Here is a 22,542-nt window from a genome sequence, read left to right as displayed (position 1 = left end):
TAAGCGTTTCTTCTTCTTCTCTCATGAGTTAATGATAAGGGCTGTAGTTAATAAAGTGTATATCTTCTCACGCATTTGAGGTAAGCATAGGTAAGGGCTGTAAGCTATCACCAAATAATCTAAAAGTCTAAATCTAGGGATAACTGACCGATGCTAATATTCCCACGTTTGCCAGTATGGTAACTCAAATGACGAGCTGTACAAAGGCAAACCAAGTTTTCTTCTCTGTTGTCCTCTGGTTGATAATTAGAATGATGAACCACCATAGTTATTTTGGCACGTTCCGATTTACTAAGATGAGCCGTCTTATCCCCTGGTTTAATGCACTGCACACCACATTTTTGACAACGCCATTTAACTTTCTCCTTTTGTTTAAAGGCTATCTCATTCCAGTTATCGGGATAACGACTCTTCATCTTCGGACATAGTTTACTTTGATACTTACTACTATTAAACTATAGCAATAATTAACTTTTATTCTAAAATACTTTATCTCAAAAATAATAAAGTACATTTATTAAATAGTGCCATTGCACTATTGCACCATAGTTGTTATACTCATTGGTAACTTTACACATAACAACCAATGTATAAACAAGACTGTCCCTGTTTTGTACCTCTGGCATTGGCAGGAGGTCAAGGGAAATCTACGGTGGCATTAATGTTGGGCAGAATCTTAGCAAGGAAGGGATTACCCGTATTATTCATTGATGCTGACCCTCAAGCGAGTTTAACTGCTTTTTTAGAGGTTGAACCCCCTGATGACCACCCCACTCTCTTAGAGGTGATTACCAATGGAGAGGATAAAGTTCCCCTCTACAGTGCTATTCATCCTGTACCTAATGAGGATAATCTATTTATTATTCCCGCCACTGACCAGTTAGAAAATGCTAATCATTATTTAGCTGCTTCTGGCATGAGTCTTACTATTCTCAAACAAAGGATTTATCAAGTAGGGGTTAATATTGACCCTGAATATAAGATTGCTCGTAACTTTGCCATGGTCATCATTGACCCACCCCCAGAGCGATCGCACTTAGCCCTAACATCCATGGGGGCAGGTACTTGTTGGGCAATTCCCGCAGAAGCTAATGTGAAGGGGGTACAATCTCTAGTGAGAACTTTAGACTTACTCAAAACTTATCAAGCACTATTGAGCAATAGTACTATGGTGGGAGTGATACCATTTCGCGCTAAATGGGTGGGGTTAAATCCGACTAAAACCACTAAGGAAAGTATTGCGGTGATGGAGGAGTTAGTGGGTAAAGAATTAATGCTTCCTAACCTCCTTGAAAGTGATATTTACAAACGAGCAATCAATGAGCAAGTATTACCAAGGGATATAGGAAAAGAAGACCTAGAATATCCCATCACTAGCTTACTCGACAAAATTCAACCCTATTTATCCGCAGATGTTACTTCAGTAATTAATAATCATGAGCCTACTAGATAAAATCAAACAGGAAAGTAAAAATCCTAAAGTAAAAGTAACTCCTCGTGAAGATCAATTAATAAACGAGGGAAAACCCACTATAAATGAAGAAAAACCAGAAGAAGATATGATTAGTTCCCTAGAAAAAGAATTAGCAAGTTTACCATCTATTGTTAATAAAAAGATGGGGGTAAGGCTAGAAGAGGGAATTTATAATGACATTCGTAAATTCTGCCAAGATAATGATATTACCTTAGAAACTCTCGTAGAGGCGTACTTCAGCATCTGTCAAAATGACCCTGAGTTATTGGAGAAGGTAATTGCGAATGCTCAACATAGGGTTAAACAGAGAACTAAGGCTGGTAATATCAGGTCGTTACTTACTAAAACCCGCAATATCAGAGGAAATTAAAAAATGATCCCAATTGAATTAAAACAAAAAGGCTATCAAGCATTAGTTAAAGAATTAGGGCAAGTAGATACTATCCGTTTTTTACAAGAAATGGGTTGGGGAAATGGTGATTATACAAAAGAGCGTCAAGATACCTTAAAAAATATTACAAAAGCTGAATTTTGGCATGACATTGAACAAATGAGAGAGGAAAAGCAATAAGTCATGTTTTTTTCAAGAGCTTTTCAAAAAGGGGTTTTTAAAAAGACAAATCTTTTATTTTGAATTAAAACTTGATAAAAAAGCCTGAATATCAATGTTATTCCAGTCAAGAGAAACATTACTTTTAATAGTAAACTGACCTTCATTAATATCTGTGTTGAAAACAGATTCATTTTTCACGCCTTTTAACAATGCTTCTAAGGTTTTTAGTTGATTACGAGGAAATGTATAAAATACTTTATCCCCTTCAACTTTAACATTTTCAGGTAAAGCAGATTGAGGAATATAACCACCTAAAAAGACTTTCCAACCAGCGATTAAAGTATTATAAACTTTTGAATCAGTTTTAATATCGGGTTTATTAATTAACTTTATTTGCCCTTGAATACAATCTTCTTTAAGAGTGATACATTCAGGATTGAAGTGGATAGTTATATTAATACTATTATGTTCAATATCAGCAATTAATCCTTTTTTTTCGTCAGGTTTTAAACTTTTTATTTTTTCAACTTTTCCCTGAACTTGTTTACATAAGAATACGGTTGCTTGTGGTTTAATAATTATCTCTTGCTCTTCAGGATTTACGTCTAAATATTGTTTAACTAATGGTAATAATACCTTTCCTGTATTTTGAGCTTTTTGTTTAATATTCTTAAATATGTTCATGTTTAAAATTGTGATAATATTTTTCTAATCTTCATAGTTTGATATAAACCAACAGAATAAATAGTAATGATAAGTCCAATAACTGAATTATTTATTTACAAAAGTTTTTAACCTATTTCATTTTCTGAAAAAACTTAAATAATATTTACAACTACATTAACATTTTCTACCAATAACTTTAGCATTTTAATGGATTAATTAATAACAAATTAAAATCGAAGCAAAGTTAACTTTGTGGGGTTTTCTCCAAGAAGTTGGTAACTAGATAGCCCTTCACCTTAACGACACTTTTCGCAGATTTGTTACTCAAACGTTTTAAATTGCTAGTGGTGTCTAAATATTATGCTATGGCTATTTCATTTACATTGAACTACTATCATCTGGATAGCGACCAATTTGAGGCATATAAGGCTGAGGTTCAACAGATTTTTTTTCTTCATATAATGATGGAAAACCTTCTATTTCTGCCCCTTCTCCATCAGGAATTGATAAACCATAAGCAATAGCAAAACGATGGAAATATTTAGGAGAAATACCACTCATACTAAAATCTTCCGTTTCTGTTAATCCTCCTCCCGGATAAGGTACATATTTAAGTTCATAAGCTGGAATATCTATATTTTTTTGTTTAAAAACTATATGAGTAGATTCAATTGTGTTTCGATAATAATATGAAGGTTGTCCACCACCTCCAATAAAAACTGTTAAATCTTGATGATGTTCAACTTTCGTTTTAAAGTATTCAGGATTTTTTTTCTTACAAGCTACTATAACTTCTGCTACCATTTTACGAATAAAATACATGGTAAGAATACTAGACAACAATAATTTTTCCTTATCATTATCAGTTTCTTTTAGTCTGAATTTTATATTTTCAGCAGTAATAATGATGTTTGATTTATTGTAAACAACTGTCTCACCTGTACATGGCGAACGAGATATTTTTTCTGAATATTTATCAATAGATTGAACAAATAAATCATCTTTTTTTTGTAAATATTTCACAATTTTTGACTCTTCTAAATCAGTATTGTTAACTATCTTTATTTCTTTTGCTAAAGCATTTATTCCAATGGCCTCAACTTCTCCAGAATAAAATTCTATTTTGGGTGTATCATCTTCTCTATAAAAACGAAAGGAAACTCCCTCAGTTGTGCCACTACCAATATCAAAAAAAATATAAATGCCATCTTGAGCTTGACGGGACATAGTATAAGAATAGATTGCGGCTTTTATTTCTGGAACGGCAAATCCAGGAATAGGAATATCATTATCATCTCTATTCATACTCAATTCAGCCAATTTTTGACGAGTTTCTGTCATTCTCTTAGACAGTGATTCAAAATTATGGGGATGATTTTTCGTTAATAATAATGCTAAACGAATCACTTTTTTAAATCTTTCTATGGCTAAAGAATCAAAGTATTTGACGGGTACTCCTACATTGACTGACCAACTAATATCTAAGTTATTAACTAATTCATGATTATTTTTTAATACCCATTGTTTTGCTTTAATAATTACACAACTGAGATAAAAGGTGCAAAGATTTTCTATCTGTTCAGCTGTATTTAAGTCCTTGTTTTGATAATAGGGTAATTTATCAAAAGAATAAACTTTTGCTTCTTTTGATAAATCAATATGAGCTAATCGCATTTTAATAAAATCAATTAATATTCCCTCATTAGCTATAACGGTTTTCCATTCTGATAAAGTTAATCCTGTTAATAATTCGCCATTATTTTTAATTAAAATTTTAGTAGGTAATAAAGTGTCATTAATGAGTTGTTTTTCTGCTGTAAAATTTACAACCCATGAATTACCACGATCTGTATCTCTGACGCAAACTTTGGTGAAACCTGTACCAAAATCAATACCTAAATTAAGAAATAAATCACTCATTGTTTAATCCTCCATAAAAATTAAACCTGTTGCTAAAGTGGGATTTGAAGTTACAACTTGACGTTTTAAGTCAATATTTTTTAAAGTAAAGTCTAGTTCCTGTTCAACTTTTCTGAGTTTTCCTTCTTCCGCAGGAATAATTATGTTTTTACCTTCGCTTAAAAATTGTTCAATTCTATTTTGAAAAAATATTTTTTTTCTTTCTGCGTAAGATCTCGCCGATTTTTCTTGCACATTACAACGATCTTGATTTTCGGCTTGAAACTGTTCTTCAACATTAGCGAAATCAATTTGTAGTTCTTCCTCACATTGTTCATAAATTTCGATAATTTTTTCTAAATTAATTAAGTTAGAAACATTATATTTTTGTACACCATAACTTGCCGTTGTATTGATTAAATATTCAGCATCATCATCAGATAAAAAATTTTGCCTTTCCAATGACATAATCTTATAAGCTAAACGAATTTCTTTTTTTAGTCCTTCTAATTTCCAATTTTGAACCACATAAACATAAATATCGGGCTTAATATTTTTTCTTTTGATTTCTTTCATTGACAACTGAGAAGCCGAAATACTATAGAAATAATTAATAGAGTTATCTTTCGTATATTTATTCCTTATCCATTGAATTAGAGGATGAGTTGCATCAATCAACTCATAATTTTTACCCATTGCTTTTGTATTTTTAGGGTCAAAAAAACATGGCACTGGTTGAGCGAAAAGAACTGTTTTAGTCGAAAAAGGATGTTTCTGAGTAAATAATTTTAAATCTGTTTTTGCCTCAGATGATAAATTAATTTCATAAAGTTCACCAATGTTATTTTTATCATGAGTTATTACTGTTCCAGGATATTCTGACTTAAAAAAATCTGCAACAAATGATATTAATTCCCCTGATTTTAACCATCTTCCTTGTTCTTTACTATTATTAATAGAACCCAAAATAAAATCGGAAAAAGCAACTAAATTCATCGCTTCATTTTCTAATTTTCTTTGTTGTTCCATCTCTGATTTAATAGCTAAGGTAGTTTCTTCCGCTCGCTGTTTTAAGTCTTCTTCTGTTAAAAATGGATCTAATAATTCTAAAATTAGTTCTTCAGTTTTCTCTCCTAATATTTCCTCTATATCTCCAATACTATTTTCAAAAATTTTTATTCTTTGATAAAGCTTTTCTAATATATATTGTTCTATAGTATCTTGGATACTATAATTAACAATACTAATAGTTTCATGTTTTTGATTAAGTCGATCTAGCCTTCCAATTCTCTGTTCTACTTTCATTGGATTCCATGGCAAATCATAATTAATAATGAAACGACAAAATTGTAAATCAATTCCTTCACTACCTACTTCTGAAGACAATAAAATTGATACATTTTGTTTATTTTTAAAATTAGCAAGTATTTCACTTTTTTCTTCTCTTTTCATTCCTCCTTGAATCAAAAAGCTTTTAATTCCATCTTTTTCTAATCTTTCTTTTAAATAAGAAAGAGTATTACGATAGAAAGCAAACAAAACAAATTTTTCTTCAGCATTAATACTTAATTGATTTTTTATAAACTCAACTAATTTTTTATATTTGGTATCAATAGTTTTTAGCTCTTTAATAAATTTTATTGATTGTTCTTTTTGAAGAGGAAATGGATTAATGGGTTTCTTCCAAAAAATATTTTGAGAACTAGCTTTCGTGTAATTATTATGCTTAATATCTGCATCTAATTGAGAACCATAAATTTCAAAAAGTTCTTCATCTTCATAATCAGAAGAAATAGATGTAAGATGGTCAGTATTAAGAATATTTTGTAAGAGGGTTTCTTCAGTATTATCATTAATTTTTTTATTTGACCAAGACTCTAAAGCTGCAGCCATACAACTAGCCATTTCTCTTTGACGAGCCATTAATCTAAAAACATTAAATTTAGATTCTCCTAGTGCTTGAATACGAATCTTATAAGTTATGTATTCATATACTTGTTTTTCTATTTTGGTAAATTTTACGGTCAAAGTTTGAGGTTTTCTTTGCACTCGGTTCGGTAAAACCTCTCGTTTTCTATTTCTTGTCATAAATTGTCCTAATAAAGATAAACTTTCAAGGAGATTACTAAATTTAACTTGTTGATGATGAGTAATGCTGTCTAAGTCTTGTAATTCATCGCACAGTATTCTAAATCTGTTACTTTCTTTAAAATAATATGACTTGGAGGCTTCTTTTACTATATCTCTTATTTCATCTAAGTCAGGAGTAGTTTTCCAGATTAATTTAAGGGCATTAATAATAGGTTTATTTTCTTGCAACATTTCTTCAAACGTTCTTTTATCAAAAAAATCATCGGGACTAATTAATTTTAATAATTGATATAAATTTTCACTTCTAATTTGAATAGGTGTTGCCGTTAATAAAATTAAATTTTTACTGGTTTCTCTCAAAAGTTGTGCAAATTTATTATTAGCTGTTTCCGAATTTCTTAAATAATGAGCTTCATCAATAATTGCAAAATCAAATATGTCTATATTATTAATACTTATTTCTTGTTGAAAATTACGAGAATGTTTTTCTAACAATCTAGCTAAATCGTATCTTGCACCTTTTTTTTCTTGTTTATTTTTATTCTTTTCATTCCAATTTTTAACTCTTAATCCTTCTAAGCTAGCGATATAAATAAAAGAAATTTGGTTTCCTTTTTGGGTAACTAATTTCACTTTCTGTAATAATTCTTTTGCTCCGACTATCTCTGCATCAATGTTAAATAAAGTTTTTAAATCATCTCTCCATTTATCTCTTAACATTGCAGGGCAAACAATTAACAAGCGTTTAGCATCTTCTCTAGCTTGTAGCTCTTTCCAAATGTACATAGATTCGATTGTTTTACCTAAACCCACTTCGTCCGCAATTAATAACCGAGATACGGGAGAATCTAAAAATTTTAATACAGGTTTGAATTGATAAGGATAGAAATCTGTATTACTAGATTCCATACTGTAAAAAATATTAGTTAATTCTCCTTTGACTTTTTCTAGGGTAAGAATCTTTCTCAAATCTTCAGGCTGACCGAATTTGCCCTGTGCGAATAAATCCCGAATACTTATGTCTTCTTGATACAATTCGAGTTGTTCATACTGCTTATAACTTTTTTCATTGGTTCCAAATTTAACTTGTACCAAAGTCCGTCCTGCAGATTTTCTAATCTTTCCTGTCGTCAATCCTTTTTTGCTAGGTGCATTTTTTATTCTTACTTTTTGTCCTTCAATTTCGGGATTCCAATTAGAGTGGGTCATGACAATTTATCTTTAATTAATTCATGTTAAAAACTTCAGGTTTTTTATTTTTTAGTCTAAGTTTACAGATGTTATTCAAAATTCATAAAAAATATCAATATGAAAATTGCTTCTTCTTTATAAGTTAGTTTACTTTCTGGTGGGCTTTACGGAAATCGTCTAAATTCTTTTTAATGGTTTCATCTTCAAACACATCAGGGGAGGAGTTAACCAAATTTGAAACCGCATTCCCTAATTCACTTAAAATTTGTCGAGTATTTTCTAGTTTGCTGTCAATGTTCATAGATTGTATAGATTTTTTAGACCAATTTTATGGAGTCGAACGGTAGTTTTTTACAATGAAATTAGGTATTCTTTTTATTTTGTTTATTAATGGTTGATAAAGTAAAGTAAAACACGTCTTTTTTATCAACTTACGAAAACTTTTATCGTTTTTATTTTCAGCAGTAATAATGTTGTAAACAACTGTACCTAGAGTTTCCATAATTATATAGGTAAACTCGTCAATTATTCTGTATATCTACGGAACAAACTTTTTTTATAAATTATTCGTTACTATTCGGGGGAAACATAGGGTTCATGTCATGAGGGGCAGTGAGAAGTGAAAAGATATATATAGCAATGATCTCAACCTTGCCATTGTTTTTCTCCCCTTGCTTCTCAAACCCTATAAAAACTGTTATATTTAATAATAAGGCACAAATCTTTGATATTCCTATGGCACAAATAAAAACAATCGGTAGTAACGGACAAATTTCTTTAGGAAAAGAGTTTGCAGGTCAAAACGTTTTAATCGATAACTCTGAATATGGTGTTTGGACTATTAAAATCGGTAAATTTATCCCCCATAATGAACAATGGCTATTAGAAAAGGATAACGTTACAAAACTTGATGAGGCTTTGGATTGGGCTAGTAATAATCAACCTACACACACTGATTTAACGGATTTAGAAAACACTTTATCATCTAAGTTTAATCCCAATAATGATAATGCTTAAGGGAAGTTTTTAAGTAAGTTGAATGGCTAATATTTTGCTTGATTTAAATAGTCCTGTTTTGCAAAAAGATTTATTTTCTCTGAGTAAGGAGGATGCTTACAGTGTATTAAATACCTTAAAGAAAATAAGTAAAATGGATTGGGAACTACTTTACCGTTATCAAGGCTTAAAGTGGGAGTTAATCTACTCAAAGAAGGGGAATAACGGAGAAAATATATATAGTTTCCGTATTAATAAAAAGTTTAGAGCTACAGCTTTAAGAGATGGTAATTATTTGAGGGTACTTAGTTTGCATTTAGACCACGACTCAACCTATAAATAAACTAGAAGTCTCAATTACTAAATACTTCCATATTCAATTTGTACTAAGGTTTTTTGATGGTACTAATTCTATATTTTCATCTAAAATACTCGAATAATAAATAATATCCCAGATTGGTAGATTAAAATTTAGGAAATGATTGAAATTCTCAAAGCAGATTTAACTTTACCTGTTCATGCTGATGCCACTATTAAATTAATGGATGCCTATGCTTTAGATTCCATGGGAGGAGGTCAAGGTTTATCAGACTATGTTAAAGCGAATCTATCAGCCGAACTTCTTAAGAGAGAATCAATTCATGTTATTCTCGCTTTTGTAGATGATGAACCAGCAGGGTTAGTAATTGCAATGGAGGGATTTTCCACCTTTGCCTGTAAGCCATTGCTCAATATTCATGATTTGATTGTACTCTCTTCTTATCGCCGTAAAGGTATATCCCAGTTATTATTGCAAAAAGTCGAACAGATTGCTTTCGATTTGGGTTGTTGCAAACTTACTTTAGAAGTATTGGAAGGAAATCAAGTTGCTCAGTCAGCTTATAAAGCTTTTGGCTTTGGAGGTTATGAGTTGAATCCCCAAATGGGTAAAGCATTATTTTGGGAAAAAAAATTAAATGGGATTGGTTAGTTTTTGTTTTCCAAAAGTAATAAAAAACCAGTATCAATGATTATCGCATATTAATGTTTTTAGAATAATATGAACAATATCTACAGTATTGTTCATTAATCATATTAAGAGAGCAAAGAATAATAGAATATTTTTACTCCTCTGACAAAAGTAGTAAGATTAAGTAGTAATAAGTTTATTTACTTTTAAGTAGGCTATGACAGTAAGAAAAATGTCCGTGTCCATTTCTGAGGATTTGGTAGTATTCATCTACAGTTATAAAAACAGCAGGAGGTGTAAGTCTTCTTCACAAGTAGTTGAAGAGGCTTTAAGATTACTGCTTGAAAAAGACTTGGAAAGTGCCTATAGGGAAGCTGACAAGGAAATTGATTCTGATTGGGATATATTAGCAGGAGACGGTTTAGGTGATGAAACGTGGTGATATATTTTATGCTAATCTTAGTCCCACTATGGGTTCAGAAGTGGCTAAAACTCGCCCAGTGTTGATAGTCAGCAATGATATTAATAATCGGGTGGCTTCTACCATAACGGTGTTACCCATAACTTCTAAGGTGAGTAAGGTTTATCCTTTTGAGGTGTTTATTAGTAAGGCGGATTCTGGTTTACCTCAAGACTCAAAGATTCAAGCACAGCAAATCAGGACTATTTCTAAGGAAAGGTTACGGGGTGATGTGGTAGGTAGTCTCTCTGATTCCGTGATGACATTGGTTAATCTGGCTATTAATTTACATCTGGGATTAGCTTGATGGCATTGCCATGATTGAATAACCGTAATTTGCTCAACTGAAATAAGAGATTCTAAGAAGAAATCACTTGCCCAATAAGATTGACAAGTAATGGAAGTACCAAAGGAAGTTGACTTTATCAACTATAATAATCTCAATAATCTAATAATTTTGGGGGCATTATGGTGCGCTCCTCTAAGCTAACCCGTGCGCAGAAGGATTCTGAAATTATCCTCAGTTGGTTGACTAATAAGCAGTCTATTCATACCCAACGCCAATATAGCTATATCATCCAACATTTTCTGGAGTTTACGGATAAGGATTTAGCACAGATTTCGGTGGAGGATATTCAAGATTATCTTAAGTCTCTGAAGTTAAGGGGGCAGAAAATATCAACTATCAAGGCAAAGTTGATGGTTATTAAGAGTCTGTTTTCTTACTGTTTAAAGACGGGTTATCTCCCTCTCAATCCTTCTGTTTTGGTAGATAATCCCAAGGTGAATGATACTATCTCCCAAAAGTTATTGAGTGGTGATGATGTGAAGTTGTTAATGGATAACACTAATAGCATACGAGATAGATTATTAATCAGGGTGATGTTTGGGGTGGGGTTAAGGGTTAGTGAGGCGATTAATTTAACTTGGGCTAATTTTAGTATTGATGATGGTAGGGTAAATTTAACGGTGGTAGGCAAGGGTAATAAGCAAAGGACGGTGTTGGTTCGTTCTAGCATCTGGCAAGAGTTACAGGAGTTGAGGAAGGAGGGCATTGATTATTTATTTACGGTAGGGGAGCGCAATACCCCCATGCGACGTAATACGGCTCATAATATGCTCAAAAGGGTGGGTAAAAAGGCAGGGTTAGGGGATGATTTATCTTGTCATTGGTTACGTCATTCCCATGCCACGGAAGCCATTAAGGGGGGTTGTGATTTATCGTTGTTGCAACAGAGTTTGGGGCATTCTTCCATTACTACTACCCAGAAGTATCTTTGTTTACGGAAGAATGAGGGTAGCGGTAGTTATGTTGATATTTGAGGGAATAACTGTAATCTGTATTTAATTGAGTTTTGCAATTTATTCCTAATTTCTAAGGGTAGTTCTTCGTCAATATCTACTTTTTCTCTTTAATTTAAAATAGCTTTAATTTCTTCATCTTCAAGAGTGCCTAAATCCTTTATTAATTGATTTAGCAGAGTTTTTTGTTGTTGCATTTCCTTTTTCTGATAAAGAATTAACAATATGACTATTATGAATTTAACAGCTTAAAGTTAAACGACTCATAATTTTAAAATTAATTCTAATTTTCAGCTAGTTTAATAATCAATTCTTTTCTTTTATGACTCGGAATACTATTTAATAAAAGAGAATATTCTTCTTTCACTAAATTATGATTTTTATTAACCTCTCCAAAACTACTTATTAATAAAAAAGTGTTATTTAGACATAATGATTCTAGTCTAATACTTTTTAATCTTAGCTTCTTACGGATTAATTTAAGCCAATATGGAATTAATGCTACATAATTAGCTTGTGCTATTTTCTCAATAATTATATTTTCTTCAATATGTAATGTATCCCAAATGCAAAGAATATCTACCGCTAAAGCCAAGTCTTTTTTTTCTATAGCATATTTCCATTTTTCGTTTGTATGATTAGTGAATTTCTCTGCATAGTAATTATACGCTTGTTTAACTTGATCTGGAATAGTAACTTTATAAACTGTTTCACCTCTGGGGAATTTATCACCTCGATAGGATAACCAATTATGAGAGCCACATAAGTGAATTTTTCCATCAACAATTACTTCTTTTGCATGAGAATTACCTAACCAAACTAATTGAATTCCTGGCAACCCTTCTGGTGTTTTAATACTTTGTAATTCGGCTATTAAATTGGGTGATATTTCTCTATTTTCTTGATTTTCATAGCGAGAAATTCCATGTCCAATTAGGATAGAAACATCTTTTTTAACAAGATTTTTTAGAATTTGAATAAACTCATTATCTATAACTTTTTCGCTAATCCATGGCGAATAAATTATGACATAATTTTGAGCTGATTTTAAGGTATCAAGAAAAACTTGACGGATAAATCTATCTCTTAGCAAGACAATATTATAAGGATTTTTTAAAGATACTTTTTCTTTAACACTAGGATTTTCACGACTATTTTTAGCAAATGCAACTACTTGATTTCTAATTTGATTTAACCTTTCTTCAACTTCTTGATTTTTTTGTTCTATGATATTACGTTTTTTACTGTCTAATTCTTTAGATGAAAGTTTAAATAGTTTTTCGATGTCTATTTTATCATCCAAGTATAAACTTGTTAATAAGTTAGAAAAATTAGTTAATAATTTTGTGTTATTTTTGACTATAAAACTATAATTATTCTCAATAATATCATAAATAAACAAAACATAAATAACATCATTTATTATTTCTGAATCTGTGTCAAACGTAAAAGAACTAATAAATTTATCATTTTCAGGAATATGTAATGTTAATCCAGATTCTCTTGTCAAATCTTGAATATCAATTAAAGATAATGCAGATAAATCTATAGTTTTAGGCTCAGCAATAATAAATTCAAATAAGTTGTTTATGTCTTCTGTTTTCTTTTTTTCGTAAGGGGAGATACTAAAAGTAATATTTCCGGTTAAAGGATTAAAAATACTATAAATTTCTTCAGTTTTTGCTTTTTGTGGTATGTAACCTTTTTGATAAAATTGTTTTCCTATCGTTGTTAATTTTATGGTTAGATCTTCTGTATTTTCCAACATCTCTAAATTTTTCAATTTAGCGGTCACGCTGTTAATGAATAGATTATCTAAGCCCAAAACTTTTCCTAATTCGGCTTCTGTTGGTGTTGGATTTAGTTCTAATCCTGCTCGTAATATAATTTCTTCTAGCACAGTTAATCGACGAGATTCACTGATTTTAACTGTAGCTAAAGTTTGAGTAAAGCTATAGCAGCATGGACTTGCGGCAACTACTGACAAACCTGGACTTTTTTCTTCAATTTCATCAATAATTTTTTGTAAGGTTGAATTTGTTGATTTATCTAAGGATGTCAAAAACATTTATTAATCCTCCATGTAAGCGAATAACTTCAGAAATATTGGAATAAATTTGACCAACCTTACCTCTTTGTTGAGTAAATAGAGAATAACAGCCCACAATAATTAATAATTGCTGAGAGCGAGAGAAAGCAACATTAATACGCTCTGGCTTTTTCGCAAAACCAATGTTATTTTTGTTATTATTTCTCACAAGACTAACAATTATAATTTCTTTTTCCATTCCTTGAAAACGGTCAACTGTACCAGTTCTAATTTCTAAAGAAGGATATTGTCGAGGATCTATTTCATTATCTATTAATTTTAATTGTGAACCATAAAAAGTAATTATCCCAACTTCTTTTTTAAGTTTTTTTAAACTGAACATTTCTACCCAACTTGTCTCAAGCATTTCACATATTTTCTGAATAACTTTTACTTCTTTTTTATTAATAAAAGAATTTCCCATTTTTTCTTCAAAAAACTCAGAAAACTGTGGTGTTTGAACCCAAATAATATGATTTTGGTCTTTAATTATATCTCCACTGAGATTATGTGCTTTTTCTAAGTCAGGATTAAAAATTCCACAATCTAGTTTACCATCATAAAATTGATTGATTGCTCCCATAATTTGAGGATGCATTCGGTATTGTGTTTTTAACATATTCTTAATATTAGAAGAAGCTTGTTCAAACTGTAATTTAAACAAAGACTCTTCTAAAAAATTAATCTCCTCTTTTGTACTTCCTAGTTGTTCAGCTATTTCTTCTAAAGTCGCGTTATCTAACATTGGAGGTAACTGGCGATGATCTCCAACTAAAATCAATTTTCTAGCTTTTAATGCGGGTATCAATAATTCAGGAGGGGTACATTTACTGACTTCATCAATGATAACTACGTCAAAATATTGAAATTCTTTAGAAAAACTGCTTTTTGCTGCTTGAACACAAGTAATGCCTACAACATTTGCATTATCTAAATATATTTGTTGTAGCTCACGGCGGTCTTGTTCTGTTGGTTGTCTTAATTTATTAATCCAATCTTGAACCAGATTCTCATAACGATTAAGATAGTCTTGCTCTCTTATCAATTCTTTTCTCCAACTAACAAATTGAATTTGTATTTCTTGTAAAAAAGAAGTACCAAATAATTGGGCTTGTGGAATTTCTGATTTTAAACGCTCTGGAATAGCTTCCCATGTTTGTAACCACCAATTTCTTTCATTAGCCAGAGTTTCTTGTTGTTCCTTTAACTGTATCTCAATATTATTGATATTTGCTTTAATGATAGATTTTTGTTGTAGTATATTATTTTCTTTTATTTGATGCTGATGTAATTCTTGTTTAATTTGTGCATGAGCATTTTCTAAAATATATATAGGGTGAACAAGGGAAATTAATTCTTTTAGCTTAGCAGTGCGATCTCCCCAATACCTAAATTCCTCGAGTACTTTTTGAGCATTATTTATAGTTTTTATAGGATTAATTTGATAGTCCCTTGCTATAGATTTTAATGTTTCAGGTATTTGATAAGATTGGTTCACTTCTTGGAAGAGTAATTGTATGTTTTGAAGAAAATTACTATTATTTTTACTTGAAGATATTGCTAATTTTAAGAGCCAAAAATCAATTTCCTGTGTAAGTCTCTTTAGCCATTTATTCGCTGTGCTAATGGAGGTTTTAGTAGCTTCATTTTTAATCATCTCACCACTTTTTTTAATTTCTTGAGGACGCAATTCTTCGACTAAACTATCTAATTTTTGTTGAATTATCTTAAGTGTCGCTATTGAAATAGAACGTTGACTTGGATTAGATAAGTTAAATTTAACACAAACGGCTTTAACTATTTCTTGGATCTTCTTAAAAAGATTAAGTTTGTCTTTGATGTTTTTATAACTATTTTTACTTAATTGCTCAAAATGTTCCAGCAGAGCCAAAGGATCTAATTTATCTAAGATAATTTGTTGTTCAAGAGAAGGTAAAACTTCTTGATGAATTAAATTAAAAATTTTATTATCAATTGGAGTAATATTTTTTTCTGATAATATTAAGTTTTTTTGTATTTCATTATTCAAAGTCTGTGTTCTGTCCCAATTAATATAATGGGGCAATACTTTCTTAGTTTGTACTTCTGATTCTTTTAAAATATTATGCCATAATATTTTTTCGATCGTCGGAGCAACATTTAATAGTTCTACTGGAGCAATTAAATTGAATTGCTCGACAGCTTGTCTGTTTTCTAGATGTGTTTTTATCAAATTGTATAATTCAAAATAATCTACATTTTTAGCATTTTCTACTTCCACTAAACAGTTATCAATTATTACCTTCATTTTAGTGAAAATATTGACCATATTACTGAAATAATTAGGTAAATTTTGTTTTAAATATCCAGCCGTTATTAATAAAGAATTTACTGGAAAATGAAAAATTTTCATTTCTTCTAGTAAATCAATAGCTCTGGATATATGTACTTGTAGTTGAGCTATTTCTTTTCTATCTAAATATTCTTCTATATCTATCAATAAGTTGATGGTATCTTGCTCTTGCCAATCAATGTTATTTTGTTCAGTTAACAGATTACTTATTTTTTGCTCTAAACTTTGTAAATGATTAATTAATTGTTTTAATTTTTCATGTTCTTGCAACAAATTACTTTGATATTTGTCATATTTTTGTTTATCTGAAAATAATTGTTTCTGCTCAGAACTAAAATTGTTCTCCAATTTTCGGTAATTAGTGAATCGTTCTGAAGAATTCAACAATTCCCTAAAAATACTAATATTAAGCTGTTTTTGTTTAAGATTTTTTTCACAGTCATTAGCAGTATTCTCCAACCATCTATTAATCACTTTATCTTCCAAAAAAGGTTGTCCTTCAACACCTACTGAGTGAGGATTACCTTTTCGTACAGCTCTAATAATTGGATTATGTTTTAAACGACTTAAAGCGTTATCTACGGCTAAATTTGCTTGAGATGAAATTAATGTCTTTCCACCTCGCCGTGCAACCTGATAGCAAATTTCAGCTATAACAGTAGTTTTACCAGTTCCTGGCGGACCCTGAATTAAGGCTAAATCTGGTGTTGCTAAAGCTATTTCTACAGCTTTTTTTTGAGCTGGGTTAGAGTTCTTTAATAATAGTTCTTCTTGAGATAATTCAATAATTGCTTCTGGTTCTCTTGCTTGAGAAGCATCAAAAAGAAAATCACTTAAAAAAGGATTTTGACAATTGCCCCTTTGTAATTGTTCTAAAGCTCTCTGTTTTCGTTGAATTTGAACAATATCACCTACTGCTTCAAAATATAGAAAACCGACTTTTGGTAACTGATAATATCCTTCTGATAGTTTTTCACTAAATTCATTCTCAAGCTTAATTTTAATGTTTTTATCTTTATGATTAAAGTTCTCAAGTACACCAACTTCTATTGTATTGTTATTTTGAGATGATATATCTTCAATAATTGCAATTCTTTGATTTCGTGCATTTTTAATACGTATCCAAAGCTCTTCTTCTTCTAAATAAGTTTTACGAGAACTATCTATAGTTGCATCATTAATATCAACATGAAAGGTAATATTTCTAGTCGCTTGACCATAATTATGATTTATATATCGAATACAAAATTGACCATTTTGAGCAATATTTTCTTCTAATTCAAGATATTTTTTCCAAGTATTGATCTGGGTATCTGTAGGAAGTTTTTCTTCAATAATTGGAATACTTTGTATTTTAGTTACAGCTGATTGAGGAATTCCTATGCGGTGACGATAAGTAGATAAAAATCTTAAACAAAAAGGAGTGGCAAAACCATCCAACTGACCACGATATTTAGGCAATAAAATAAACGATAGTATTTCTAAAAAGTTATTATTATCTTTAAAAACAACAGCCCTAATACCTAAAGTTTGATTGTGCTCTCGAAAAAAAATGGGTAATTCTATATCAGTTCTATCTGTTGCTAATGTTAAGTCCCATATTTCTTCTCCTTGATTTTGTCCAGATTTTAAACGACGAATATAAAATAGGGAATATTGTTGAGCAAATGTTTCAAATAGTATATTTTCTGCTTGATTACGACGTTCTTGAAAATCTAGGTCTAAGCTTAAAGTATCCCTTCCTTCTATTATTGATATTAACTGGTCAATTGCTTTTCCCTTTAGTTTATATCCCCAATCTTGACTTTCAATTCTATTTAAAGGAAGATGAGTTTCAATTCTTTTATCAGTAATAATTAAATTATCTACTGGTGAATGACTTATTTTTACAATTAAAAAAATTTCTCGTTTTTCGTTATCAGATCTTAATTCTATAGGTGTTGAAAGAACTGTGCCTGGTATAGTGTTTTCTGTATTAACTTCAATTTTTATTTCTTGTGGACCAGGTGAGACATGAGAAGGCTTAATCTGAAGCCAACTTACTTTACAAGTTATTTGACAAGGTTCTGCCACCTCTAAAGAAAAAGATTTGGAAATTTGCCAGTTACTTTGCATTTCCCCAAAATCAAATTGAGATGGTATATTCCAACGAGCATTTTCCCACTTGACGTTTTCAGCTTTTCCATTTAGTTTTACGTCTTTAAGAACTGGTTTAATATTTTGTTCTGCTTGAATAGCAACTGCCCCTGTTTCTCCTCCTACTGTTCGATTAATAACCAAATTTTCAAGCCTTACATTTTTGGCCAGTATAGTAAATACTGGTTCATTTTCTGCAAAAAACTCTGTATTTTCTCCTAAACCTCGAATGGTAATTTCTTTATCAATAATATATGGTCCTTTGTATTCACCAGGTGCTAAATAAATTTCGTCTCCATCTCGAAAAACTGTCTCAATTAAGTCTTTTAAAGTATTGGGGTTAACATCATTTTCTGAAAAGATAGCCATTATCGATTTATTTTCGCTTCGTATATATGTTTTATATTAGAGTGAAAGTCCAAATATTATTGAGTTATATTACTTATTTGTTACGAGTAACTAATTAAGAGCCAAACTTCATATTATCAAGGTTCATATTAGAATCGGTCAAAGTAGCTTCTAGGATGCGCATGATACTATTCTCAAAGGCTTTTTGAAAATCAGGATCTTGGGAGTAATTTTTATACAAACTTAACTCTTTCCGTCTTTCTTGGTTTACGGCTTGTTTGATTAGATGAGCGATCGCCAAGCGACTATTTTGAGCATCTGGGTTATTAACCACTTGAGTTTGATAATCGGGATTACGAGCCACATTTTGAGCGATATTAACTAACTTAATCCTTTGCTCTTCGGGAGTAGCTTCCCATTGTCCAAAATAGGCTTGGTTAAAACTACTGATAATCTCATCAAGGGTGTTATACTCCTTTTCCTCCCCGTGGTATCCCCTTGGGTTAGGGTTTTGGGGTTTTAACTCGCTGGTGTCATCTCTAAGAATAATCTGGCTGTTAAGACTAACTCTTTCAATGCCATAGGTACTCAAATCAATACTATTAAGTAACTCATCTTGTAAATCCTGTTGAGGATTTTTAACCACCAACTTAGGAATGAGAAACTTTAAAAACCAATGTAACTTCTCCCAATCCAAATTATTAAAAGGAATTAAACAAGCCAATTGGGCATATACCTTCACAAACTGTTTCGCCTTAATTTTAAAGTCAATTTTATCCTCATCACCTAGCTGTAAATCAATATTAAATCTTTGGGAGGCGGTATCAATAATGGGGCTAAGTTGTTCCGCTTCTACTCCCTTAAAAAATAGCTGATTAAATTCATTTACCTCATACATTTCATATACTCCTAGCCCATCCAAACTTTCCTTTAAATCATGGAGTACATTTATATCAGTAGCTTCGGTTAGGCTAGTGGCAGTATAAAAGGGGTCAAAGGCTTGTTTTATCTCCGTGGTGCTATTGACAAAATCAAGGATAAAAGTATCATTTTTACCCATCTTATTATTACAACGATTTAAACGGGATAGGGCTTGTACTGCCAACACTCCCGTTAATTTTTTATCAATGTACATGGTGTGTAACAAAGGTTCATCAAAGCCCGTTAAAAACTTATTAGCTACCACCAACAAGCGGTAATCATCGGTGCGTAATTTGGCTTCTATATCCTTACTAGGGAAGCCATTTAAGCTCTCCTCCGTGTGTTCAATACCATTTACTTTCTTTTTGCCCGAGAAGGCGATAATAGCTTGAAAATCGGCGTTATTCTCCTTGAGTAGCCTTTGTATTTCTTGGTAATAGGTAATGGCGGTGGTAATATTCTTGGTTACTACCATGCCTCTGGCTTCTCCCTTCATCTTCTTGGGTTTAACTACGTTTTCAAGGTAGTGATTAACCATGATTTCGGCTTTGGTGGCAATGGTTTTGCGATGCCCTTCCACAAAGGCTTTTATCTTTTTCTGGGCTTTACTGGTGTCAAATTCAGGGTTATCACCGATGGATTTTTGAATCTCATAGTAACTTTTATAGGTGGTATAGTTTGCCAACACATCGAGGATAAATCCTTCTTCGATGGCTTGTTTCATAGAATAGAGGTGAAAGGGGAGAAAGCTACCATCATTTTGTTTGATACCAAACTTTTCTAGGGTGCTATTTTTGGGGGTGGCGGTGAAGGCAAAGTAAGAGGCATTTTTACTTAACTTACGGTTTTTCATCACCTCCAAGATTTGATCTTGATTATCGGTGGGGTTATCATCTTCATTATCATCAGTCTTATTGATTGTCATGTTCAGGGTATCCGCAGAAGTACCACTCTGGCTGGAGTGGGCTTCATCAATGATGACGGCGAAGCGTTTATGGTTTAATCCTTCAATGCCTTCTACGATAAATCTAAATTTTTGGATGGTGGTGATGATGATTTTTTTGCCTGTTTCAAGGGCATTTTTAAGATCTTCGGAGCGATTGGCATGGGCGATAATGTTTTTAACTTCGGAAAAGTCTTTGATGTTATCCCGTAGTTGTCTATCTAAATTAGTTCTATCGGTTACTATGATGACTGAGTTAAATAGGGGTTCATCTGATAGAATTTGTTGATGTGGTGAGGTATAGTTTTTATCTGAGTTAGTGGAGTTATTGGCTGTTGATTGGTTATCGTCTTGGTTGTTAAAATTACCAGCTGTTGATGATTGATTATTATCTTGGTTGGTTGTGGAGTCTGGTTGTGATGATTGGTTATTACTTTGGTTAGTTGAAAAGTTATTAACCTGAGAGAAGATTAGGGGATAAAGTTGAATTAGTTGGAAGGCTAACCATGTGATGGAGTTGGATTTTCCTGAACCTGCGGAATGTTGAATTAGATAGGTTTTGCCTGTGCCATTGTTTTGGGCATCAAGAAGGATTTTATTAACTACGTCTCGTTGGTGGTAACGGGGGAAGATAAGGGTTTTATCTTTAAGGGCATCTTTGGATTTACCTTCTAATAAAACAAAATGTTCAAGGATATTGGCTAAACTACTTCGGCTTAAAATATCTTCCCAGAGGTAGCTAGTTTTATGCCCATGGGGGTTGATGGGGTTGCCTTTACCGTTGTTGTTTCCTTTATTGAAGGGTAGAAAATAGGTGCTTTTGCCATTGAGTCGGGTTGTCATCCACGCTTCATCGGTGTCAACGGCAAAGTGTACTAAACAGCGTCCGAAGTTTAATAATGGTTGTTGGTAATCTCTTTGGCAGTATTGTTTTTTAGCATCGTAAACGGTTTGATTTGTCCATGGGTTTTTTAGTTCAATGGTGATAATGGGTAAGCCGTTGATAAATATTACTAAGTCGATGGATAGGGCGGTATCGGTGGTGGAAAAGTGAACTTGACGAGTGACGGAAAAGATATTTTGGTTAAAGTTGGCTTGGATTTGGGGGTTCAGGTTGTTGTAAGGTTGGCTATAAAATAGGGTAAGGTGCGCTGAGTCGATGTCTAAACCTTTCTTAAGTAGAGGTAGAAGGCTATTTTGCTTAATTTTCCGATCTATCCTATCTAATATTAGTTTCTGCCAGTCGGGGTTATATTTGAGCTTGTCTAATTCTTCTGGTTGGGTGGTTTCTAGGAATTGCCATAATTTGGCGGTGTCAATGGCAATTTGGGGGTTAAAGTCTTTATTTTCTCCGAGGTGATAGCTTTGTTTATTGATAAGGCACTCTTGTATTAAGTCTTCGAGGGCTTTTTCATTGGTTTTGCTTACCATGGGCTAACATTATTTTAGGGATGATTTAATCATATCAAGAAAATTGTTTTCAATGGTGAGTAGTTTAAATATCTAATGTTTGATTGTTGATAATTTCTTGGACACATAATTTTAAATCATCTAGTTTTGTATGAATCACATTCCAAACAATGTTGATATTAATGGAAAAATAAGCATGGGCAATAAAATCTCTTAATCCTGCTATTTTTTGCCACTAGATATATGAATATTTTATTCTTATTTCTGGAGGTATTTTCTTTGTTGCTTCTCCTATAATCATTAAATTATATACAACAGATTCAAGGGTTTTTTCGTCTTCTAATAATTCCTCATAAGTTAAATTGAATGTATATTTTTTTATTTTATCAATACTGGTAATAATATCTCTTAAATAAAGGATAAGACTACGAGACATAAACCGCCTCCTTAATTACTTTTTCTCTAATTATGGGTTTTAAATCTTCTTTTATAACTAAGTCCACTGATTTATTAAATAATTCTTCTAAATAAAATTTTAAGTCCATATAATTATCAAATGTAGGGCTTGTATTAAACTCCACTAAAAAATCTAAATCGCTATTTTCTGTTGCTTCATTTCTTGCGGTTGAACCGAATAAAGCTAGGGTTTTTATGTGATATTTATTAAATAGATTTTTTTGTGCTTTAATTATTTCTAATACTTTATTTTTATCTAGTATCTGATTTTCTTCTGTTAAGGTATTTATCATCTTTTGTTAGTTAATATTTAAGGAGGTAATCAA

18 protein-coding genes and 1 pseudogene are annotated in these 22,542 nt (G+C 31.6%); 9 read left to right on the top strand and 10 right to left on the bottom strand.

Annotated elements, in window-relative coordinates:
- Positions 1 to 119: 119 nt before the first annotated feature.
- Complete coding sequence (locus tag AA637_RS15050) at positions 120 to 416, bottom strand: HNH endonuclease (RefSeq protein WP_446684634.1); 297 nt, start codon at positions 414 to 416, stop codon at positions 120 to 122.
- Positions 417 to 586: 170 nt separating this feature from the next.
- Between AA637_RS15050 and AA637_RS15045 the strand changes: the two genes are divergently transcribed.
- The 3 genes from AA637_RS15045 to AA637_RS15035 are packed head-to-tail and all read left to right on the top strand — an operon-like array spanning position 587 to position 2,045.
- Positions 587 to 1,453 (top strand): ParA family protein, encoded by an 867-nt coding sequence (locus tag AA637_RS15045; RefSeq protein ID WP_446684633.1) that lies wholly within the window; start codon positions 587 to 589, stop codon positions 1,451 to 1,453.
- Complete coding sequence (locus tag AA637_RS15040) at positions 1,437 to 1,844, top strand: hypothetical protein (protein WP_446684632.1); 408 nt, start codon at positions 1,437 to 1,439, stop codon at positions 1,842 to 1,844. The genes AA637_RS15045 and AA637_RS15040 overlap by 17 nt, the downstream gene beginning before the upstream one ends.
- A gap of 3 nt (positions 1,845 to 1,847) precedes the next feature.
- Positions 1,848 to 2,045 (top strand): hypothetical protein, encoded by a 198-nt coding sequence (locus tag AA637_RS15035; RefSeq protein WP_446684631.1) that lies wholly within the window; start codon positions 1,848 to 1,850, stop codon positions 2,043 to 2,045.
- Between the two features lie 54 nt (positions 2,046 to 2,099).
- On the opposite strand, the gene AA637_RS15030 is transcribed toward AA637_RS15035, so the two are convergent.
- The 4 genes from AA637_RS15030 to AA637_RS15015 form a co-directional block, all read right to left on the bottom strand.
- Positions 2,100 to 2,711 (bottom strand): hypothetical protein, encoded by a 612-nt coding sequence (locus tag AA637_RS15030; RefSeq protein ID WP_446684630.1) that lies wholly within the window; start codon positions 2,709 to 2,711, stop codon positions 2,100 to 2,102.
- A 360-nt stretch (positions 2,712 to 3,071) separates the two neighbouring features.
- Positions 3,072 to 4,613, bottom strand: coding sequence for a hypothetical protein (locus AA637_RS15025; protein ID WP_446684629.1), 1,542 nt, complete (start codon positions 4,611 to 4,613; stop codon positions 3,072 to 3,074).
- Positions 4,614 to 4,616: 3 nt separating this feature from the next.
- Complete coding sequence (locus AA637_RS15020) at positions 4,617 to 7,892, bottom strand: SNF2-related protein (protein WP_446684628.1); 3,276 nt, start codon at positions 7,890 to 7,892, stop codon at positions 4,617 to 4,619.
- Positions 7,893 to 8,016: 124 nt separating this feature from the next.
- A complete protein-coding gene (locus AA637_RS15015; RefSeq protein ID WP_446684627.1) occupies positions 8,017 to 8,175 on the bottom strand; it encodes a hypothetical protein in 159 nt (52 codons plus the stop codon).
- Positions 8,176 to 8,486: 311 nt separating this feature from the next.
- On the opposite strand from AA637_RS15015, the gene AA637_RS15010 reads away from it, so the two are divergent.
- From AA637_RS15010 to AA637_RS14985, 6 genes are all read left to right on the top strand, one after another.
- Entirely contained in the window at positions 8,487 to 8,891 is a 405-nt protein-coding gene (locus AA637_RS15010) for a hypothetical protein (RefSeq protein WP_446684626.1), read from the top strand.
- Between the two features lie 22 nt (positions 8,892 to 8,913).
- On the top strand, positions 8,914 to 9,213 hold the full coding sequence (locus tag AA637_RS15005) for a hypothetical protein (RefSeq protein WP_446684625.1): 300 nt from the start codon (positions 8,914 to 8,916) through the stop codon (positions 9,211 to 9,213).
- A 135-nt stretch (positions 9,214 to 9,348) separates the two neighbouring features.
- Entirely contained in the window at positions 9,349 to 9,840 is a 492-nt protein-coding gene (locus AA637_RS15000; protein WP_446684624.1) for a GNAT family N-acetyltransferase, read from the top strand.
- 211 nt (positions 9,841 to 10,051) lie between these two features.
- Positions 10,052 to 10,261 (top strand): ribbon-helix-helix domain-containing protein, encoded by a 210-nt coding sequence (locus AA637_RS14995; protein WP_446684623.1) that lies wholly within the window; start codon positions 10,052 to 10,054, stop codon positions 10,259 to 10,261.
- Complete coding sequence (locus AA637_RS14990; RefSeq protein ID WP_446684622.1) at positions 10,248 to 10,586, top strand: type II toxin-antitoxin system PemK/MazF family toxin; 339 nt, start codon at positions 10,248 to 10,250, stop codon at positions 10,584 to 10,586. The genes AA637_RS14995 and AA637_RS14990 overlap by 14 nt, the downstream gene beginning before the upstream one ends.
- A gap of 161 nt (positions 10,587 to 10,747) precedes the next feature.
- On the top strand, positions 10,748 to 11,602 hold the full coding sequence (locus AA637_RS14985; protein ID WP_446684621.1) for a tyrosine-type recombinase/integrase: 855 nt from the start codon (positions 10,748 to 10,750) through the stop codon (positions 11,600 to 11,602).
- 262 nt (positions 11,603 to 11,864) lie between these two features.
- Here the strand turns inward: AA637_RS14985 and AA637_RS14980 are convergent, their stop codons facing one another.
- The 5 genes and pseudogenes from AA637_RS14980 to AA637_RS14960 form a co-directional block, all read right to left on the bottom strand.
- Positions 11,865 to 13,643, bottom strand: coding sequence for a hypothetical protein (locus tag AA637_RS14980; RefSeq protein WP_446684620.1), 1,779 nt, complete (start codon positions 13,641 to 13,643; stop codon positions 11,865 to 11,867).
- Complete coding sequence (locus AA637_RS14975; protein ID WP_446684697.1) at positions 13,627 to 18,507, bottom strand: AAA domain-containing protein; 4,881 nt, start codon at positions 18,505 to 18,507, stop codon at positions 13,627 to 13,629. Before AA637_RS14975 ends, AA637_RS14980 begins: the two co-directional genes overlap by 17 nt.
- A gap of 94 nt (positions 18,508 to 18,601) precedes the next feature.
- Positions 18,602 to 21,781: a type I restriction endonuclease subunit R gene (locus AA637_RS14970; protein ID WP_446684696.1), complete on the bottom strand. Its 3,180-nt coding sequence runs from the start codon at positions 21,779 to 21,781 to the stop codon at positions 18,602 to 18,604.
- Positions 21,782 to 21,845: 64 nt separating this feature from the next.
- Positions 21,846 to 22,196 (bottom strand): annotated as a pseudogene (locus tag AA637_RS14965) (HepT-like ribonuclease domain-containing protein).
- Positions 22,186 to 22,509 (bottom strand): nucleotidyltransferase family protein, encoded by a 324-nt coding sequence (locus AA637_RS14960; protein ID WP_446684695.1) that lies wholly within the window; start codon positions 22,507 to 22,509, stop codon positions 22,186 to 22,188. Before AA637_RS14960 ends, AA637_RS14965 begins: the two are co-directional and overlap by 11 nt.
- Between the last annotated feature and the right edge of the window lie 33 nt (positions 22,510 to 22,542).

The sequence above is a fragment of the Cyanobacterium sp. HL-69 genome (assembly GCA_002813895.1).
GTDB lineage: Bacteria > Cyanobacteriota > Cyanobacteriia > Cyanobacteriales > Cyanobacteriaceae > Cyanobacterium.
This window is presented reverse-complemented; position numbering and strand designations above follow the sequence as displayed.

Coding starts and splice junctions, on each gene's coding strand:
- AA637_RS15030 (WP_446684630.1), bottom strand. CDS start 2,711: ATGAACATATTTAAGAATATTAAACAAAAAGCTCAAAATACAGGAAAG.
- AA637_RS14970 (WP_446684696.1), bottom strand. CDS start 21,781: ATGGTAAGCAAAACCAATGAAAAAGCCCTCGAAGACTTAATACAAGAG.
- AA637_RS15040 (WP_446684632.1), top strand. CDS start 1,437: ATGAGCCTACTAGATAAAATCAAACAGGAAAGTAAAAATCCTAAAGTA.
- AA637_RS14990 (WP_446684622.1), top strand. CDS start 10,248: ATGAAACGTGGTGATATATTTTATGCTAATCTTAGTCCCACTATGGGT.
- AA637_RS15015 (WP_446684627.1), bottom strand. CDS start 8,175: ATGAACATTGACAGCAAACTAGAAAATACTCGACAAATTTTAAGTGAA.
- AA637_RS15025 (WP_446684629.1), bottom strand. CDS start 4,613: ATGAGTGATTTATTTCTTAATTTAGGTATTGATTTTGGTACAGGTTTC.
- AA637_RS15050 (WP_446684634.1), bottom strand. CDS start 416: ATGAAGAGTCGTTATCCCGATAACTGGAATGAGATAGCCTTTAAACAA.
- AA637_RS14985 (WP_446684621.1), top strand. CDS start 10,748: ATGGTGCGCTCCTCTAAGCTAACCCGTGCGCAGAAGGATTCTGAAATT.
- AA637_RS15000 (WP_446684624.1), top strand. CDS start 9,349: ATGATTGAAATTCTCAAAGCAGATTTAACTTTACCTGTTCATGCTGAT.
- AA637_RS15045 (WP_446684633.1), top strand. CDS start 587: ATGTATAAACAAGACTGTCCCTGTTTTGTACCTCTGGCATTGGCAGGA.
- AA637_RS15035 (WP_446684631.1), top strand. CDS start 1,848: ATGATCCCAATTGAATTAAAACAAAAAGGCTATCAAGCATTAGTTAAA.
- AA637_RS15020 (WP_446684628.1), bottom strand. CDS start 7,892: ATGACCCACTCTAATTGGAATCCCGAAATTGAAGGACAAAAAGTAAGA.
- AA637_RS14995 (WP_446684623.1), top strand. CDS start 10,052: ATGTCCGTGTCCATTTCTGAGGATTTGGTAGTATTCATCTACAGTTAT.
- AA637_RS14960 (WP_446684695.1), bottom strand. CDS start 22,509: ATGATAAATACCTTAACAGAAGAAAATCAGATACTAGATAAAAATAAA.
- AA637_RS14975 (WP_446684697.1), bottom strand. CDS start 18,507: ATGGCTATCTTTTCAGAAAATGATGTTAACCCCAATACTTTAAAAGAC.
- AA637_RS15005 (WP_446684625.1), top strand. CDS start 8,914: ATGGCTAATATTTTGCTTGATTTAAATAGTCCTGTTTTGCAAAAAGAT.